The following is a 15650-nucleotide window of genomic DNA, read 5'->3' as shown; positions in this document are numbered from 1 at the left end:
AGGCGCGGCGAGCGCCTAGCGCGCGAACTCCCGAAAGAGCGCATCTTCCACTTCCCGAAGCGAAAGGGCCCCGCCTCCCTCGGCGGGACGGGTGACCACGATACAGCGCGCTCCCACGGCGCGCGCTGCGGCGAGCTTCTCGGCCGTGCCGCCTACGGTTCCCGAGTCCTTGGTCACAAGCCACTGGGCGCCCACCTGCCGAAGCATCGCCTCGTTGAGCTCGCGGGTGAAGGGCCCCTGCATGCCGATGACGTGCGACGGCGAAAACCCCGCGTCGATGCACTTCGTTATAGCACCGGGCAGCGGGAGCACGCGCACGAAGAAGCGCTCCGCGAAATCGGCGACGCGCGTGTAGGGAGCAAGCTCCTTGCTCCCCGTCGTGAGAAGAGCGCGACCCGGGTTCTCGGAGAGAAAGCGCGCCGCGCAGGCGATCGACGCGACCGACACGACGCCTTTGGGCAGCGCCTCGACCGGGCGCGCAAGGCGCAGGCATCGTGCACCCACGGCGAGCGAAGCGGCCCGGATGTTGCCGCTTGCGAGCGTAGCGAAGGGGTGCGTGGCGTCGACGACGATGCGCGCGCCGGAAAGCTCGCGCTCCATGTCGGCCTCGTCGAGCCTGCCCGCATGCACCTCGATGCCCGGAAGCTCGCCCAAAAGTTCGCCTCCGTACTCTGTTGCCGCGTAGGCACGGGCGGGGATGCCCGCCCCGCTCGCCCATTCGCACAGAAGGCGGCCCTCGGTGGTGCCGGCGAAGATGCGCAGCGCCGGCGCGGATGCGGGAGCCGTCACTTCGGGCCGCCTGTGCGCGTGATCTGGTAGAGCAGCGCGTTCATAATGGCAGCCGCCACGGTCGAGCCGCCCTTGCGACCCCTCGCGACGATGGCCGGCACGCGTCGTGCGAGTAGCTCCTCTTTCGCCTCGACCACGTTCACAAACCCGACCGGCACCCCAACGACGAGCGCGGGCGCGATCTTCCCCGCGTCCATGAGCTCGGCGAGGCGCAGAAGTGCTGTGGGAGCGTTGCCGACGGCCACGATGAGCGGACCCTCGATGCCGCAAGCTTTGTCCATGCTCGCAACGGCGCGAGTCGTGCCCGCGGCGCGCGCAGCCGCGGCGACATCGGGGTCGGCCATGAAGCACACGGCCTTGCAGCCGAGCTTCGCGAGCGCGGGCTTGCTTATGCCTGCGAGCGCCATGTTCGTGTCGGTGAGCACCGTGGCCCCTGCGCGCAGTGCGTCGAGCGCACAGTGCGCGGCGTCATGGGTGAACACGAGGGAATCGGCGTACGAGAAGTCGGCAGTGGTGTGGATGACGCGCTTCACGACGGGCTCTTCGAGCGGCGGGAACGTGCGGCCGCCGAGCTCTTCGGTGATGATCTCGAAGCTGCGCCGCTCGATGTCGCCGGGCGCCATCTCCTTGGAATCCATCTAGTACTCCACTCCTTCCCTTGCACATATCCCCTGCTCGTAGGGGTGTTTCTTGCACCGCATCTCGGTTATGTAGTCGGCCTTCTCCACGATCTTGCGGGAAGGCGCGCGCCCGGTGAGCACTACTTCGACGCCGAGCGCGGACATATCGAGTGCGCGGTCCACGAGTGCCTCGTCGACAAGCCCCTTCGAAAGCGCGTCGAGCGCCTCGTCGAGCACGAGCAGTCCCTCTTGCGCGCCCTCGAGCTCGGCGAGCGCGGAAGCGAGGTTCCCATCGTGCAGCTCGCACGTCGCGGCAAGTTCTTCCGACGTCATCGACCAGGTAAACTTGTCCGACGCCTTCCCCGCGAACACGGGCACGCCAAAATGCTCGGCGAGCAGGCGCACCTCCCCGCTTTCGCCGTCTTTCAGGAACTGGACGACGACGACGCGGCGGCCTGCGGCGAGCATGCGAAGGGCGAGGCCCATCGCCGCCGTGGTCTTGCCTTTGCCGTCGCCATGATACACGTGGATCATACGCCCTCCTCGATAATGCGGTAGACATACTCCATGTCAAGCGCCCCGCGCACGACGTCGGCCAGGCGGTCGAACTCGCGCGCACGGTGATCGGCTGCGGACGCTGCGCCCGCAGCACCCACGACGCTCTCGGGCAGGCCGCGCATGCGCGCGAGCGAGCGCGCGAGGGCGAGCGCCAACCCCGGTTCGTCGAACAGGCCGTGGAGATAGGTTCCGAACACGTTTCCGCAGGCCGCGCCTTCTGGTTTGCCGCCAATCGTGCCCGCAGGGGCGCAGGAGACGGTCGTTTCGCCGTCGTGAATCTCGTACCCGCGCGCCGTCATGCCGTTCCACACCGAGAACGCGCCTTGGGCGCCCGTGATGCGCAGCTCCGACTGGGCGAGGCGCTTTTCCTCCTTGAACACCGTACTTGCAGGGATGAGCCCGAGCCCGCGCGCGGTGCCAGCGCCTTCCCTGCCGTGCGGGTCGGAAAGCTCGTCTCCCAAAAGCTGGTAGCCTCCGCATATGCCGAGCACCGGTGTGCCCGCGCCCGAAAGCGCGCGTACACAGGCTCCGATGCCGCTAGCCGCAAGCCAGCGCGCGTCGTCGAGCGTGGTCTTCGAGCCGGGAAGAACCACCAGGTCGGGTCGGCCCAGATCGCTCGTCGAGGAAACGTAGCGCACGCCCACGCCGGGCACGCGCGAAAGCGGGTCGAAGTCGGTGAAGTTCGACAGATGCGGAAGACGCACGACGGCGACGTCGATGACGCCGCGCGCCTCGCGGGCAGATAGGCGCGGCGCGAGCGAGTCCTCGTCGTCCAGGTCAAGCGTAAGATACGGCACGACCCCCACGACGGGAACCCCGCACATCTTCTCGAGCGGGGCCAAACCCGGGCGCAGGATTTCCACATCGCCGCGGAACTTGTTCACCACAAGCCCCCGCAAAAGCGCGCGGTCCTCGGGCGCAAGGAGCGCGACCGTGCCGTAGAGCTGGGCAAATACCCCGCCCGGGTCGATGTCGCCCGCAAGCAGCACGGGGGAGGACACGGCGCGCGCGAGCCCCATGTTGACGATGTCGTTTTCGGCAAGGTTGATTTCGGCGGGGCTGCCGGCGCCCTCGATGACGATGACGTCGTTATCCTCCGCGAGCGAATCGAACGCCTCCAAAATCTGCGGCACGAGCGCCTTCTTTCGCGCGAAGTAGTCCCTCGCAGCGAAGGCTCCCTGCGCCTTGCCGGCCACGATGAGCTGGCTTCGGTGGCCGCTTTCGGGCTTGAGCAGGATGGGGTTCATGCGCACGTCGGGCGCGATGCCGCACGCCTCGGCCTGCATGATCTGGGCGCGCCCCATCTCGAGCCCGTCGGCCGTGACGCCGCTGTTGAGTGCCATGTTCTGGCTCTTGAAGGGAGTCACGCGCAGGCCGTCCTGCGAAAGCACGCGGCACAGCCCCGCCGCGAGCAGGCTCTTCCCCGCGTTCGACATGGTGCCCTGGATCATGATGGGCTTGGCCCTACCCACGGGTATCGACCTCCTTCGCCAAGCCTCGGCCATCCGCGCCCGCCATAGCGCCGCTGAAAGAAGCGCCGCCCCGTTCGTCGGGTTCGCCTTCGCCCGATGCGTCTTCCGCCCGAAGCGCACGGCCGAACGCCATCGCAAGCCGGGCGTTCTCCTTGCGCGTGCGCACCGCGACGCGGCACCAGAAACGGGACAGTGCCGAAAACGAGTCGCACGTGCGGACCAAAACCCCCTGATCATACAGGCGCTCGGGGATGTCTTTCGCCGGCGTGCGGACTAAAAGGAAGTTCGCATCCGACGGCACGACGGAAAGCCCGAGCGAGGAGAGCTCGTGGGAAAGCCACGCTCGCTCGCCCTCCAATACATCGCGCGTGCGCGAGACGTATTCGACGTCTTCCAGGGCGGCGATACCCGCGGCCTCGGCGACCGAAGAGACGGGCCACGCCTGCCCCGCCCGGCGAATCCCCTCGATGAGTTGGGCGTTTCCGCTGATCAGATATCCCAACCGCAACCCCGCCATTCCGTAGAGCTTGGTGAACGCGGAGAGCACGGCCACATGGCGCGAACACGCGGCGCGTGCGGCCACGCTCCTTTCGCGGGCGTCGGGCGCAAATCCGAGGAAGCACTCGTCCACGACGAGCAGCGCGCCCACCTGCTCGCAGCGGCAAGCCGCGGCATCGATCACACGGGGGTCGACGAGGCGCCCCGTCGGGTTGTTCGGATTGCAGAGGTACGCCACGTCTCCCGGCCCCTCGATCGCGCGGGCGAAGGAGGCGGGCACGTCGAAGTCGTCCGCTTCGGAGAGCGGGAACTCCTGCACGCATGCGCCGTAGTACGATGCCGCCTCCGCATATTCAGAGAACGTCGGCGCGCACACGACGATGCGTTTCGGGCGCACCGCCGCGGCGAGCCGCCAGATGATGTCGGACGCGCCCGCGCCGCAGACGATAGTATCTTCGGGAATGCCCTGGTCGCGCGCTAGGGCGCGAACGAGGGCGAGGCTTTCCCTATCGGGGTAGGCGTCGATTCGAGAAAGCGCCTTGCAAGCTGCGGCGACGGCGCGCGGCGAGGGGCCTGCCGGATTCACGTTCACCGAGAAGTCAATGAGGTCGGAGGCACCCCCTTCGCAAGCGATGCCGAGCGATTGCGCGCTGCCCCCATGCGTGCGGGCGCGCAGGATTCCCCCGGCAGCCCGGGGCGCGGCGTGGTCTTTCCTCATGCCATCGCCCCCACGGCGAGCACGACCGCCGCGCGCGCGGCGCCGAAGACGACGAGCGCGCATACGGACGCGGCGAGCATGAGCCTTGTCGCCCGGGCGATGTCGCCCCACTCGATTTCGCGGGACGCGTCGCCTATCGTCGGTTTCTCAACAAGCTTGCCGAAATACACCGCGGGTCCTGCCAGGCGCAGCCCGAGCGCGCCCGCGCACGCTGACTCGGTCTGCGCCGCGTTCGGGCTCGCATGGCGACGCCTGTCGCGGCGCCAGATGCGCGCCGCCCCGCGCGCGTCGAGCCCGACGATCGGGCACACGGCGATCATGAGCAGGGCCGATAAGCGCGAGGGGATCCAATTCACCGCATCGTCGAGGCGCGCCGAGGCGCAGCCGAAGTCGATGTAGCGCTCGTTTTTGTAGCCCACCATGCTGTCGAGCGTGTTCACCGCCTTGTACGCCATGCCCAAGGGCGCACCCCCGATCATAAGGTAGAAAAGCGGCGCAATGACACCGTCGCTCGCGTTCTCCGCCACCGTTTCCACGGCGGCGCGCGCGACGCCCTGCTCGTCGAGAACAGACGCGTCACGTCCCACGATGAGCCCGACGGCTTCGCGCGCCGCGACAAGGCCGCCCTTCGAGAACGCGCGGGCAACGGCCAGGCTCTGGCGGCGCAGCTCGCATGCCGCGAGAATCTGATAGCTCGCCCATGCCTCGGCCACGAAGCGCAAGCCGGAGTGAACCATGCCGCAAAGATGCAGGATTCCCCAGGTCAAAAGCCCACACGCAAGCGGAAGCGCCACGGCGAGCACAAGCCCTGCGGCGCGCGTGCCCGCGGACGTTTGCGGGAATGCGCCCCGCAGGCGGCCTTCGGCCCACGTGATCGCGCGCCCCATGGCGACGACGGGATGGGGAAGCCAGCGCGGGTCGCCGAAGGCAAGGTCGGCCGCGAACCCGGCGGCGACGGCAAGAATCGTCATCACCGGGCATCGCCCCCCCAAGCGGGGCGAACGTCGCGAAGGCAGCGCCCATCCCAAGTGGCGGCCCATGCGCCGCCCGGCTCGGTATGCACGTCGAAGTATCCCATTTTCGGGACAGCTAGCTCGGAGAGCAGCGCTTTCACGGTACCCGCGTGAACGACGAAGACGGCGCGCCCACTCCCCTGGGAGCGCTCCGATTTGCACGCCTCCCGAAACGCCGCGATGACGCGGCGGGTGAAATCGCTCTTGCCCTCGCCATGCGGGCAGCGCGTCTCGCACCAGGAGTCTACCCAGGCGCGATAGCGCGCATCCTCTTTAAGCTCGGCGGCGCTTCGCCCCTCGAAGTCGCCGAAATCCATCTCGCGCAGACCGGGGCACGCCATAAGCTCCGCGTTCGGGAAGAGGATGCGCGCCGTCTGGTCGGTGCGGGCCATGCCGCTCGTGATAACACGGAACACGTCACGATCGCACGCGAGGTCGCGCAAAGCGCGCTCGCCCGCACTCGACAGGGGCTCGTCGGTGCCCGCCCCGCTGTAGCGATGGTCTTCCGTGCCCGCCGTGGCACCATGGCGCACGAAGACGACTTCCAAAAGCGCACCCGCGCCCTGCGTCCCTCGAGGTGCATCGGCAAGGTTTCCTTTGATGACCTGGGGAATCCCGCACGTCATGCGCACGACGACGTCGGCGCGCGCAGCGAGCGCGCATCCCAGGCGCCCCGCGCGCTCGCGCCATTGGGCGTCTTCCGCACTCATGGGGACGACCCCCGAGCCGACCAAGGGCAGAATCACTGCGTCGAAGCCGATCAGCCGCTCGAGCGCCCGGTCAGCGTCGAGCGCGCGTACGAGTTCCTCAGCACGGTATGCGACGCGGCCGGCAAAAGCCGCGGGCACGCCGCCCTCCGCAAGCTGCGCCGCGTCGACGAAATCGTCCGCCGCGAACCCGAGTTTTTCGCGTACGAAGGTCCTCTTCCCCGAATGCGCGCCACCTACCACGAGCATCATAGGAGCATGCCCCCCACCACCAGCATGGCAAGCATCGCGAGCTCGGCCCATTGCAGAAACCATCCGGCCAAATCCCCCGTCACCCCGCCGAAGCGGGACAGGGCAACATGGCGGTACCACGCGAGCACCAAAAGCCCCGCCACCGCCATAAAGGCGCCGACGGCCTGAGCGCACGCGACCATCCCTGCAGCCGAAGCCGCAGCGAAAGCGCAAAGCGGCACGACGATCGCCGCGCGCTTCTTCGCAGGCGAGAGCCCCGCGGCCATGCCGTCCGCCCGCGCGGCAGGCCAGCATTCAACGGCGAGTCCCGAAAGCGCGCGGGAGAACACGAGCGAGCACAGAAGCGCGAGGAACGCCCCCGCCGTAAGCGGCAGCACGGTGAACAGGGAAAACTGCAGAATAAGGTACACAACAACACCGATGACCCCGAAGGCGCCCGCCCGCGGATCGTGCATGATCTCGAGCTTTCGCTCGCGCGGGGCCCAACTTGCAAGCGCATCGGAGGTGTCGCAGAGCCCGTCTAGGTGGATGCCTCCCGTCACCGCCACAGGCAGCGCCGCGAGCACGGCCGCGACGATGGTCGCGGGCACGCCGAGCAGGTTCGCCACGTGCCCCCACGCCGTCATGAGGAAGCCTTCCGCAAGGCCCACCAGGGGAAACGCGGCAAGTGCATGGGTTGACCCGAAATCGGTCCAGGCCGATTTCGGGACGGGGATGCGCGAGAACGTTCCGAACGCCGCGCCGATTGCCTCTGCTATCTTCACCTTGTAGGTCCTTCGCCTTTCATCCACACGGGAATCCCGCATACCACTTCGACTGCATGGTCGGCCAGCGCCGCGACGCCCGCGTTCACGCGCGCGAGCGCGCGCCTCCATGCCTCGGTCCCTTCATCGTAGCGCATCCCATCGGCGAACACGTCGACGGTGACCACCACCGTATACGCAGCGGCCTGAGCGAGCCGTTCGATGCCTCCGAGTACCTCGCGCGCCGCAGCGTCGGGGTCACGCGGGGACAAGCCGCCTTCCGCGAAGAGCTCGTTCGCAACCAGGTTGCCCACGTCCTCCAAAAGAAGTGTGCAGCCGCGCGGAAGCCCGGGCGCTGCGGCGCCCACGTCACGCGAGCACTCGAGGGTGGAAAACCCTTTGCCTTCGCGCAGCGCCCGATGGCGCGCGATGCGGCGGGCGCCATCTTCCCCGAAGGGCTCCATCGTTGCCAGGTACACGCGAGGGCCGTCGTGCCCGAGGCACAGGGACTCGGCGTAGGCGCTCTTGCCGCTCGCGGCGGCGCCGATGACGAGCGTCACTGTCATTTCCCGGCCTCGAAATGCTCGTAAGCAGCCATGCCAGTCGCCGTGAACGTCTTCCCATCCCGGTACACGCGCAGCGCCGAATCCAGAAGGGGGAGATACGCCATGGCGCCCGCGCCCTCGCCCAAGTGCATGCCTGCGTCGAGGGGCGCCTTTATGCCGAGCTCGCGAAGGAGCTCCCGGCTTGCGGGTTCGCTTGATGCGTGGGTGCCCACGAGGTAGCCCAAGGCGTTGGGGCACAGGCGCGCCGCGCACAGGGCCGCCGTGCAGGATATGACCCCGTCGAGGAGCGCCGGCGCCTTCGAGACCGCGGCCCCCAGGTAGAAGCCGCACATCGCAGCGATGTCGAAGCCGCCCACCTTCGAGAGCACGTCGATCGGGTCGGCGGGATCGGGCGAGTTCGCGTCGATAGCGCGCTCGACCACGTCGCGCTTGCGCGCGAGCGAGGCGTCCGAGAGCCCCGCGCCGCGCCCGACAAGGCTCCGCGCGTCCGCCCGGATGAGCACTGCGGCCACCGCCGCCGAGGTGGTCGTGTTGCCGATGCCCATCTCGCCCGCGGCGAGAAGGCGCACGCCGGCGCGGGCAAGCCCGCACGCGACGGCGATTCCGACCTCGATCGCGCGCACGGCCCCATCGCGAGACATAGCGGAGCCGTGAGCGATGTTGCCGCTCCCCCGCCGCACGTTCGCGCGCACCATGCGCGCGTCTTCTATGCCCCGGGCCATACCCACGTCGACGGGCACGACCTCGGCACCCGCGAACGCCGCCATGCGGCAGGCGCTCGCGGCCCCCTCGCACATGTTGCGCGCGACGGCTCGCGTCACATCTTGCCCGCTTTGCGACACGCCTTCGGCAACGACCCCGTTGTCGGAGAAGAATACCGCGAGCGCACGGGGAAACTCGGCCACCTCGGCGCTCCCCTGAGCTGCGGCGATACACGCGACGGCGTCTTCAAAGTCGCCCAATCCCCCCAAGGGGTGCGCGATGGAGTCCCACGCGGCGTACGCGGCGGCACGGGCGCACTCGTCTGCGGGCGCGATCCGGGAAAGCGCGGCTTCGAGCACGGCGCCCGGCGCCGACGAGAACGCGCGCTCGACTTCCTCGCGGATGCAGGCAAGCGCGGTTTCGGTTGCTTCAGCCATGCCGTCTCCTCTCTGCGAACGACGCTGCGGCAGACGCGAACGCGCGCGCAACGTCGGGGTTCGCAGGATAGTACACATGCGGGAAGCCCGCCACCAGGGACGGGGTGGTCGTCATGCACGGCCAGCCCTTGTCGCGCCGGGGCTTCTGCGCCCAGAAGTCGCCGCCCGGGCAGGTGGACTGCCAGTAGTGGAACTCGTGCGCGCGGATGCGTGTGCCGCGTGGCCCGTAGAGCCCGTCGCGTTGGGAAGTGAGCTCCACGTACCCGAAATGGGACAGCCTTCCCCCGTTCTCGCTTGCGCCCTCAAGGGCGCCCGCAACAGGCCAGCGCCGCCCCTCGCTATCGGCGATTTCGCGCTGCAGGTACAGAAACCCACCGCATTCGGCGACCGTCGGCATGCCGGATTCCACCGCGCGCCGCACCGCCTCGCGCATCGACACGTTCTCGGAGAGCTGCCGCGCATGGAGCTCCGGGTAGCCGCCCCCCAGATAGAGGGCGCTTGTCCCCCGGGGCAACTCGCTATCACACAGGGGGCTGAAAAAGGCCAGCTCGCAACCCAGGTCCTCGAGCGCGCGCAGATTCTCCTCGTAATAGAACGAGAACGCCTCGTCACGCGCGACGGCGACGATGGGCCGCGCTCCCGCGATCGGCTCCAACCGGTAAGGTTCCTCGCGGATATCGGGTGCCGTCGCCGCTATTTCGAGCAAGCGGTCGACGTCGATGCTCTTTTCCACCAGCTCGGCCATCTTGCCGATGCGCGCGGAGAGCTGCTCGACCTCGTCGGCGGTCACAAGCCCCAGATGCCGGCTTTCGAGCGAGAACGCCTCGTCGGCGGGGATATTCCCCAAAACCGCGACGCCCGTGTGCTTCTCGATCGCAGGCGCCGCGTAGGCGCAGGCAGCGGCGCTCGTCTTGTTCAGCACGACGCCGCGCACGTTCGCACAAGGCAGGAACTCGGCGATGCCGCGGATTACGGCGGCGAGCGATAAAGACGCCCCGCGCCCGTTCACCACTAAAACGACCGGCGTTTCCGTGTCGCGCGCAACCTGATAGCTGCTCGCGTCGGCCACGCCGGGCGCCATGCCGTCGTAGAAGCCCATGACCCCCTCGAGCACCGCGACATCCGCGCCCGCGGCGCCGCGTGCGAGCAGGGCGCGCAGCGTCGGGGCGTCAGTGAAGAAGCCGTCTAAGTTGCCCGAGCACGCACCCACGACGCGGCGATGAAAGAGCGGGTCAATGTAGTCGGGGCCGCATTTGAAGGCTGCGCATGCAAGGCCGCGGCGCGCGAGCGCGCGCAGGAGCGCGCACGTGACGACCGTCTTGCCGCTCCCGCTCGAGGGCGCAGCGACCATGAAGCGCGGGATGGACGTGCTCACCGGGCACCGCCTTCCCCACCTGCGGCGTTGCAGTTAGCAAGCGAGACCACCTCAACGGATGGGTTCCCCTCGACAGAGGGGTCCTCCCCGAAAGGCGACTCAGCAAGCGCGCCGACTTCGGCAAGCTCCTCGGCATCCGCGCTCGCACCGCGCGCACTGACGAGGAACACGGGGTTTTGCGCCTTCATAAGATGGTGCGAGCCTACAGCCTCAGCGCGGGCGGCCGACACCTGGCACGCCTCGAACCCCTTAAAGCGCGAACCCGAGAGGAGCGCGCACGCCTCGGTGAGCGTCTCAACGGTGACGCATGGCACGCACAGGCGAACCTGCGAGTTCTTCTCGAGCGCCGCCTCCACGATGGAGGGAAGCTCGCCCGCGCTCCCGCCGACGAACACGGCGTCGGGGACAGGCAGTTTCGCGAGCGCTTCGGGGGCGACACCGGGGACCGCATGCACGTTGCCGCACCCGAATGCATCCGCGTTCTCTCGGATGAGCCGCACGCCGGCCGCGTTGCGCTCGACCGCCCATACCGACCCCGCTCGCGCGACGAGCGCCGCCTCGATCGACACGCTCCCCGTGCCGGCGCCGACATCCCACACGGTGTCGGTCGCGGTAAGGCGCAGCTTCGCGAGCGCGACGGCGCGCACCTCCTGCTTGGTCATGGGAACGTCGCCGCGGATGAAGAGCTCGTCGGGAATGCCCGAGGAAGCGTACGGCCAGCGGGAGCTCGCGGCGCGGGATGCGCCCGCAGAGTCCGCCGCGAAAGAAGCAGCCGCGGGCGCAGACGCGCCGGCCGGCGCCTCGGAGGCTGCGCTAGAGCCCGCAGGCGACCCGGCGCAGCCTGCGAACTCGATAAGCATCACGTTCAAGTCGTCGAACGTCTGACCTGCGATTTCACTTGCGGTCGCGCAGGTGATGCGCTCGTCGGGGTACGACAGGCGCTCGGCCACCGTCACGCGCGCGTCCCCGAAGCCCGCCTGCACAAGCTCGCCCGAAAGCCGCGAGGGGTCTTCCCCGCCCGACGTGGCGAGGAAGAGCTCACCTGCGCGCTCGGCCTCGGCCACGATGTCGCACGCCACGCCGTGAGCGCTCGCGAAGCTCCAATCCTGCCATGGACGCGCGAGGCGCGCGGCGAGATACGACGCTGAGCTTATGCCGGGAATGACGCGCACGTCCACCCGCGCGTCGCCGGAGAGCGCCTCCACCAGGCGGCGCGCGCCGCTGAACAGCCCCACATCGCCCGTCATCACGACCACGGCGCGCTGCCACGACGCCGCATCGGTGAGAGCGGCGACGATGTCCGCCGTCTTCACGAGCTCGCATCTCACCACGTCGGGCGGCACGTCGATGCTGACAAGCGCGCGATGAGCGCCGATGACCACGTCGGCGATGTCGATCGCGTCGAGCGCCGCGCGCGAGAGCAAGTCGGGGTTTCCGGGCCCCGCCCCGATGATCGTTACCTTTCGCATGGAATCTCCCGATACCCGCGCGGCGTGACCATACGGCCGCCTACGCGCTTCGTGTCCGCGTTGCCGACGAACACGGTGGTGAACATGTCGGCGTCGAACTCCCCCAGCTCGGAGAGCTTGCACATGCCCGACTGCTGCCCCTCGCGCCCGATGTTGCGTACCCAGCCGCAGAGCGTGTCGGGGGCCTTCCATTCGAGCATAATCTTCGCCGCGCGCGAGAGCCTGTCGGCGCGCTTTCTGCTGCGCGGGTTGTACAAACAGATGCAGAAGTCGGCGCTCGCCACGGCGGCGAGCCTGCGCTCGATGACCTCCCACGGCGTAAGCAGGTCGGAGAGCGACACGACCGCGAAGTCGTGGGCAAGCGGGGCGCCGAGCACCGCCGACCCGCTCTGAGCCGCGGTGGCCCCGGCGATAACTTCCACGTCTACATCGGGGTAGTCCTCCGCAAGCTCCAGCACGGGGCTCGCCATGCCGTACACGCCCGCGTCACCGCTGCACACGAGCGCCACGGCTTCTCCGCTCTGCGCGCGCGAAAGCGCCAGGCGGCACCGTTCGACCTCGTGCATCATCGGCGTCGCGAGATGCGCCGCGTCGGGCACGGCGGCGAGCGCGAGCTCCACGTATTTCGTGTACCCCACAACGATGTCGGCCGCCTCGAGCGCGCGCCGAGCCGCAATCGTCATGCCGTCGGGGCCGCCCGGACCGATCCCCACCACGAAGAGCTTTCCCATCACCGCTCCTTAAACGAAAGTTCGATAGTTACCTTGGAAAACGCGACGGTCACGCCGCCGTGAGCGAGCTTCGGGAAGATAAGTTTGCCCCCGTCCGCGAGCGCCGCGCGCTCGCACACGTTGTCGACCCCCACCGTCGCGCGCACGAAATCAGATGGCGAAACGCTGCCTTCGACCTGCGACAACTCCTCTGCGGAATACGTCACAAGCGGGATATTGCGCGCGCGACAGAAGGCGAGCAGACCCTCCTCGTGCGCCTTCACGTCGATCGTCGCCGCTTCGCGCACGGCCGAAGGCGAGATACCCGCCTGCCCGCACGCGAGAAGAAACGTCTCCCCGATCGCTTCGGCGCACGCACCGCGACGGCACCCTATGCCCGCAACGATGCAGGGCACGACAAGGCGAAGCGGCTCGGGCGCAGACGTCTGCGCCCGCACGCCCGCCGGCTTCCCCGTCTCACCGGCGGGCACGACCTCGCCCGTTGTCTCCGCCGCGCGAACGGACGCACCTGCATTCGCGCCAGCGAACGGCGACACGACAATATCGGCCCGAGCGCGGTCGGACGCAATGTCAACCCCCTCAGGCAGCTGTCCCGAAATCGGCATGTCGGAATAGAGCGCCACGCGCCCGCCCGAAAGCAGCCGCGCCGACACTCGCTTGATGGCTTCGGGATTCGAAACGGCGAGCCCCGCACAGCGAGCCCACGTATCCACCGCCCACACGCCGCGGACGTCGGTCGCCGTGGTGATGACGGGGATGGCCCCTGCCGCGCGTGCCACAGTTTGCGCAAGCTCGTTCGCACCGCCCAAATGCCCCGACAAAAGCGGGACGGCAAAGCGCCCCGCCTCGTCGATCGCCACAACCGCGGAATCGCTTGCCTTCGAGGCGACATGCGGCGCGATCGCCCGCACGGCGATGCCCGCCGCGCCCACGAACAGAAGCGCGTCCGACGCTTCCCACGCGAGCGCCGTCCATGCGCGCAGGTCGGCCTTCCACTCGCCGAACCCGCGCGAAACGGAAACGTCCCAGCCAGGGTCATCTTCACCTGTCTGCGCGCAATCGGAAAGCGCGTGTGCGATGCGCTCCGCCAACGCATACCCCCTCTCAGTGAACGCTATGCAGGAAACCCTCATCTAGCGCACCACCATCGTCGAGAAGTAGCTGCCCCGATCGGGCACATCGTCGAGCGAGCGGTACACGCGCTCGCCCGGAAGCCCACAGTCCTCTACGAGCTCGGCACCGTCGAAGGCGCCCTCCTCGCGAAGGATGCGCTTCGTGTCCGCAAGCGAGCGGCGCGCCTTCATGACCACCTTCGTCCCCGGCCAGCCGATTGCGCGGCGCACGTCGTCGTAGCCGCCGGGCACGATGTGCAGAGGCGACGACATCTCGGGCGTGAGGTCGCGCTCGAGCGCTGCGGCGACCGCGCAGAAGCTCGGCACGCCGGGAATGGCGCGCGCCTCGAACCCGCAGGCGCGAACGTCGGGCGCTATGCGCTGGAAGGTGGCGTAGATGCTCGGGTCCCCCAGGTTCAGCAGCGCGACGTCGCGGACCGCATCCAGGTGCGCGACAAGCTCGCGAACAAGCGAGGCATGCTCGGCCGTGCGGCGCTCGGCGTCGCGCGTCATCGAGAATCGCACGGGGATCACCGTCTTGCCTGTAAGGTCGACGGCGCCGCGCACGATGTCGAGCGCGACCATGGCCCCGTCCGCCGTCTGCGGTGCGGCGATGACCGGACACGATTCGATTGTGCGGACGGCCTTGATCGTGAGCAGCTCGGGGTCGCCAGGCCCCGTGCCCACCCCGTACAGCACGCCTTTACTCATACGTAGCCCCCAATTCCCCGATAACTGCATCGGCGCCCGACGTGCGGAAAAGCTCTCGGCGCTCGGCGTCGAACACGACCGCGGCGATGTCGCATGCGCCCGCCGCGCGGCGGCGCAACCTGTCATCGATTGCCGCAGCGAGCGAGGCGCGCGCAGCGTCCCCCACGCCGGCGGCCTCGATTACCTCGAGCGCCGCCGTGGTCGTGACCGACGACATGATCTCGCGCACGGTCTTCGTGCCCGCGCCGGCCAAGGCCGCGTGGGCGGCCAGAATCTCCGCGCGGCAGTCGGCGGTACGCGAATGGGTGTCCATGATGCCGCCCGCGACCTTCACCAGCTTGCCGATGTGTCCCACAAGAAGGACATTGGTAAATCCCTCGCGAACGCAGCAATCAATCGCATCGCCCACGAAGTTGGAGATGAAGACCACCGGCGCACCGTTTAGGTGGAAATGCCCCGAGATGAACTGTGCGCCGTAGTTGCCGGGCGTGAGCACGACTCCGCGCCGCCCCATAGCCGCATGCTGCCGGATCTCGAGCTCGATGCTGTCGCGCAAGGCAGCGAGGCTGCGCGGCTCGACGATGCCCGTCGTGCCCAGGATGGAGATGCCGTCCTCTATCCCCAGGTGCGGGTTGAAGGTCTTTTCGGCAAGGGCAACACCCTCGGGTACCGAAATCGTCACAGCGATATTTCCAGAAAAGCCGTGCGCGGCGCACACCTCGCGCACCGCCGAAGTGATCATCGCGCGCGGCGTCGCGTTGATGGCGGCCGCCCCCACCGGCTGCTCGAGCCCGGGCAACGTCACGCGCCCCACGCCCACGCCGCCATCGACGGAAACTTCCGATTCGCGCGCGGGCACGCCCTTGCTGCCCGCAGCACCCGTGCCCGACCCCGCATGTTCCACGCGCGCGTACACGAGCACGCCGTCGGTCACATCGGCATCGTCGCCTGCGTCCTTTCGCACGGCGCACTGGGCGCACCCCTCGCCGATACATGCGTCGACCACGTTCGCCTCGACGGGCAGCCCGCCGGGGGTGACGATCGACACGCGGCCGACGGGCTTTCGTGACAAGAGCATCTCGCAGGCCGCCTTCGCCGCGAGCGCGGCGCAGCTCCCCGTGGTGTAGCCGCAGCGCAGGCGGGTCGTCCCGGTATATATGTAGTGCTCGAAGGCCAC

Annotated in this window: 16 protein-coding genes; all 16 read right to left on the bottom strand. The window is 68.6% G+C overall.

Annotation, left to right across the window (positions count from 1 at the left end; translation table 11 throughout):
• Positions 1-15 precede the first annotated feature (15 nt).
• The 16 genes from cobK to cbiD are packed head-to-tail and all read right to left on the bottom strand — an operon-like array spanning position 16 to position 15650.
• Complete coding sequence (gene cobK, locus DXD77_RS04370; protein ID WP_117564093.1) at positions 16-789, bottom strand: precorrin-6A reductase; 774 nt, start codon at positions 787-789, stop codon at positions 16-18.
• Positions 786-1427 (bottom strand): precorrin-8X methylmutase, encoded by a 642-nt coding sequence (locus DXD77_RS04365; protein WP_117647861.1) that lies wholly within the window; start codon positions 1425-1427, stop codon positions 786-788. Before DXD77_RS04365 ends, cobK begins: the two co-directional genes overlap by 4 nt.
• Positions 1428-1943 carry a cob(I)yrinic acid a,c-diamide adenosyltransferase gene (locus DXD77_RS04360; protein ID WP_117647859.1) on the bottom strand — a complete coding sequence of 172 codons (516 nt, stop codon included), beginning with the start codon at positions 1941-1943 and terminating at the stop codon, positions 1428-1430. It abuts the gene before it with no gap.
• On the bottom strand, positions 1940-3439 hold the full coding sequence (locus DXD77_RS04355; RefSeq protein WP_233506737.1) for a cobyric acid synthase: 1500 nt from the start codon (positions 3437-3439) through the stop codon (positions 1940-1942). Before DXD77_RS04355 ends, DXD77_RS04360 begins: the two co-directional genes overlap by 4 nt.
• The gene (locus tag DXD77_RS04350) at positions 3432-4655 is read right to left on the bottom strand and encodes a histidinol-phosphate transaminase (protein ID WP_158548923.1); all 1224 of its coding nucleotides are present in this window, start codon (positions 4653-4655) and stop codon (positions 3432-3434) included. Before DXD77_RS04350 ends, DXD77_RS04355 begins: the two co-directional genes overlap by 8 nt.
• Entirely contained in the window at positions 4652-5626 is a 975-nt protein-coding gene (gene cbiB / locus DXD77_RS04345; protein ID WP_117564096.1) for an adenosylcobinamide-phosphate synthase CbiB, read from the bottom strand. Before cbiB ends, DXD77_RS04350 begins: the two co-directional genes overlap by 4 nt.
• Positions 5626-6690: a histidine phosphatase family protein gene (locus tag DXD77_RS04340; protein WP_233506736.1), complete on the bottom strand. Its 1065-nt coding sequence runs from the start codon at positions 6688-6690 to the stop codon at positions 5626-5628. Before DXD77_RS04340 ends, cbiB begins: the two co-directional genes overlap by 1 nt.
• On the bottom strand, positions 6624-7391 hold the full coding sequence (locus tag DXD77_RS04335) for an adenosylcobinamide-GDP ribazoletransferase (RefSeq protein WP_158548924.1): 768 nt from the start codon (positions 7389-7391) through the stop codon (positions 6624-6626). The genes DXD77_RS04340 and DXD77_RS04335 overlap by 67 nt, the downstream gene beginning before the upstream one ends.
• Positions 7388-7930: a bifunctional adenosylcobinamide kinase/adenosylcobinamide-phosphate guanylyltransferase gene (locus DXD77_RS04330; protein ID WP_199407892.1), complete on the bottom strand. Its 543-nt coding sequence runs from the start codon at positions 7928-7930 to the stop codon at positions 7388-7390. The genes DXD77_RS04335 and DXD77_RS04330 overlap by 4 nt, the downstream gene beginning before the upstream one ends.
• A gap of 2 nt (positions 7931-7932) precedes the next feature.
• Entirely contained in the window at positions 7933-9075 is a 1143-nt protein-coding gene (gene cobT / locus DXD77_RS04325; protein WP_117564100.1) for a nicotinate-nucleotide--dimethylbenzimidazole phosphoribosyltransferase, read from the bottom strand.
• On the bottom strand, positions 9068-10450 hold the full coding sequence (locus DXD77_RS04320) for a cobyrinate a,c-diamide synthase (RefSeq protein WP_233506735.1): 1383 nt from the start codon (positions 10448-10450) through the stop codon (positions 9068-9070). Before DXD77_RS04320 ends, cobT begins: the two co-directional genes overlap by 8 nt.
• The gene (gene cbiE, locus DXD77_RS04315) at positions 10447-11919 is read right to left on the bottom strand and encodes a precorrin-6y C5,15-methyltransferase (decarboxylating) subunit CbiE (RefSeq protein WP_117647855.1); all 1473 of its coding nucleotides are present in this window, start codon (positions 11917-11919) and stop codon (positions 10447-10449) included. Before cbiE ends, DXD77_RS04320 begins: the two co-directional genes overlap by 4 nt.
• Positions 11907-12650: a precorrin-3B C(17)-methyltransferase gene (cobJ, locus tag DXD77_RS04310; protein WP_117564102.1), complete on the bottom strand. Its 744-nt coding sequence runs from the start codon at positions 12648-12650 to the stop codon at positions 11907-11909. Before cobJ ends, cbiE begins: the two co-directional genes overlap by 13 nt.
• A complete protein-coding gene (locus tag DXD77_RS04305) occupies positions 12650-13741 on the bottom strand; it encodes a cobalt-precorrin 5A hydrolase (RefSeq protein WP_233506734.1) in 1092 nt (363 codons plus the stop codon). The genes cobJ and DXD77_RS04305 overlap by 1 nt, the downstream gene beginning before the upstream one ends.
• Before the next feature lie 42 nt (positions 13742-13783).
• Positions 13784-14473 carry a precorrin-2 C(20)-methyltransferase gene (cobI, locus tag DXD77_RS04300; protein ID WP_089571786.1) on the bottom strand — a complete coding sequence of 230 codons (690 nt, stop codon included), beginning with the start codon at positions 14471-14473 and terminating at the stop codon, positions 13784-13786.
• Complete coding sequence (gene cbiD / locus DXD77_RS04295) at positions 14466-15650, bottom strand: cobalt-precorrin-5B (C(1))-methyltransferase CbiD (RefSeq protein ID WP_221696317.1); 1185 nt, start codon at positions 15648-15650, stop codon at positions 14466-14468. The genes cobI and cbiD overlap by 8 nt, the downstream gene beginning before the upstream one ends.

The organism is Collinsella sp. TM09-10AT (assembly GCF_003436275.1).
Classification (GTDB): Bacteria; Actinomycetota; Coriobacteriia; order Coriobacteriales; family Coriobacteriaceae; genus Collinsella.
Note: the sequence above shows the minus strand (reverse complement) of the source record. Positions and strands in the feature narration are given on the sequence as shown.

Coding starts and splice junctions, on each gene's coding strand:
- DXD77_RS04365 (WP_117647861.1), bottom strand. CDS start 1,427: ATGGATTCCAAGGAGATGGCGCCCGGCGACATCGAGCGGCGCAGCTTC.
- DXD77_RS04360 (WP_117647859.1), bottom strand. CDS start 1,943: ATGATCCACGTGTATCATGGCGACGGCAAAGGCAAGACCACGGCGGCG.
- DXD77_RS04350 (WP_158548923.1), bottom strand. CDS start 4,655: ATGAGGAAAGACCACGCCGCGCCCCGGGCTGCCGGGGGAATCCTGCGC.
- cbiB (WP_117564096.1), bottom strand. CDS start 5,626: ATGACGATTCTTGCCGTCGCCGCCGGGTTCGCGGCCGACCTTGCCTTC.
- DXD77_RS04340 (WP_233506736.1), bottom strand. CDS start 6,690: ATGGTTTCTGCAATGGGCCGAGCTCGCGATGCTTGCCATGCTGGTGGT.
- cobT (WP_117564100.1), bottom strand. CDS start 9,075: ATGGCTGAAGCAACCGAAACCGCGCTTGCCTGCATCCGCGAGGAAGTC.
- cbiE (WP_117647855.1), bottom strand. CDS start 11,919: ATGCGAAAGGTAACGATCATCGGGGCGGGGCCCGGAAACCCCGACTTG.
- cobJ (WP_117564102.1), bottom strand. CDS start 12,650: ATGGGAAAGCTCTTCGTGGTGGGGATCGGTCCGGGCGGCCCCGACGGC.
- cobI (WP_089571786.1), bottom strand. CDS start 14,473: ATGAGTAAAGGCGTGCTGTACGGGGTGGGCACGGGGCCTGGCGACCCC.